We start from the raw sequence: 1,275 nt of genomic DNA, 5'->3' as shown, positions 1-1,275 counted from the left end.
GCAATCATTAACGCAGCTGATATTCATAGTTATCGTTTAAAATCAGATGTCGCCAAAGGAATTGATAAAGTAAGGCACGGTTTAGTTATTGGGGAAGGATATAACACCCCAAAAACCGTTATTGACGGTGACGGTGTGGAACAATACGAAATGAATAGTTTATCATGGAAAGCTATTCAAGAATTATCCCAGCAAAACGAAAAATTAATTTTAAAAATCGCTAGTCTTGAAGAGAGATTAGCAAAATTGGAGGTAACTTAAATGGCTAAAGTAGAAATCGAAAATCAAAAATTAATCCCAACCGTAAACTTTATGTACAATCTTAAACTAGCAAGAAAGCAGTCTCGTTTCCGTCGTCACTTTATCAATCTATTAAATGAGCGATTAAAGCGTTACGAGGACGACCGCAAGGAACTACTTGAGGAACACGCCAACAAGGATGCCGACGGGAAACCTATTATTAACGATAACCAATATGATATTAAAGATATGGCTGCACTGGACAAGGATTTAAAGGAACTGAATAAAGAAAAATTAGTCATTGAGGGTGGTGATAACCGTGAAATGATTCGTACCATAAAGCAGGTTTTAATTAAGTTTGAAAATGAAGAGTACGAGGGGCAAGAATCAGAGATTTATGACTATCTTTGCGAACAGTTTAAAGTAGACGAAGAAGGAGAGGATAACGAATGAAAATAGTTTTGACTGGAAATAACAACAACTACAAAAATGGCTATAACGGGGAATACGAAAGCGTTAATATTAATTTTGTCGCCATTGGTGATCCGGCGATCAATCTAAGTGGCTATGTAGAGGTCACAAAAGAACAATATGATGAAGCTAGAGATTCGGATGATAATCTAAAGAAACTAGTCAAGCAGGAGATTATTAATAAATTACAGGAAGAGGGAGCCAAGTAAAGGCTTTTTTATTTTGATTAAAAGAGGGCTAATGCAGTCCTCTTTTTCTATTAGAAAGGAGAAAAATCATGACGTTAGAATTAGTTAGAGTTTATCTGTTTGGAACGGTAAAATTTTTAGATTTGCTAGCCATCGCAATGCTAGTTGATGTCATTACCGGGATTGCAAAAGCATGGAAAGAAAAGACTTTACGAAGCCGAAATGCATTGTTTGGGTATGCCCGTAAAATCGGCATATTTGGGATTATCATCGCTGCCAATATCATTGACCAAATACTCACATTAAATGGGGCTGTGGCTTATGCTACGGTCATTTTTTATATCGCTAATGAGATTCTATCAATTTTAGAAAACTG

General features: G+C 36.0%; 4 protein-coding genes. All 4 read left to right on the top strand.

What is annotated here, in order from left to right:
* On the top strand, window positions 1-261 hold a 261-nt coding region (locus B5V89_RS20300), incomplete at its 5' end, for a hypothetical protein (RefSeq protein ID WP_181294727.1).
* Window positions 262-693, top strand: coding sequence for a DUF1617 family protein (locus tag B5V89_RS19830; protein WP_108073713.1), 432 nt, complete (start codon window positions 262-264; stop codon window positions 691-693). It abuts the gene before it with no gap.
* Complete coding sequence (locus tag B5V89_RS19825) at window positions 690-920, top strand: hypothetical protein (RefSeq protein ID WP_108073712.1); 231 nt, start codon at window positions 690-692, stop codon at window positions 918-920. Before B5V89_RS19830 ends, B5V89_RS19825 begins: the two co-directional genes overlap by 4 nt.
* Window positions 921-988: 68 nt before the next feature.
* A partial coding sequence (locus B5V89_RS19820) for a phage holin family protein (protein WP_108073710.1) occupies window positions 989-1,275 on the top strand: 287 nt, incomplete at its 3' end.

Origin of the sequence: Heyndrickxia sporothermodurans (assembly GCF_003055045.1) — a bacterium.
In the GTDB taxonomy this organism is placed as follows: Bacteria; Bacillota; Bacilli; order Bacillales; family Bacillaceae_C; genus Heyndrickxia; species Heyndrickxia sporothermodurans.
Note: the sequence above shows the minus strand (reverse complement) of the source record. Positions and strands in the feature narration are given on the sequence as shown.

What these genes read in the sequence shown, in the direction of transcription:
- B5V89_RS19830 (WP_108073713.1), top strand. Translation starts at nt 262, where the DNA reads ATGGCTAAAGTAGAAATCGAAAATCAAAAATTAATCCCAACCGTAAAC.
- B5V89_RS19825 (WP_108073712.1), top strand. Translation starts at nt 690, where the DNA reads ATGAAAATAGTTTTGACTGGAAATAACAACAACTACAAAAATGGCTAT.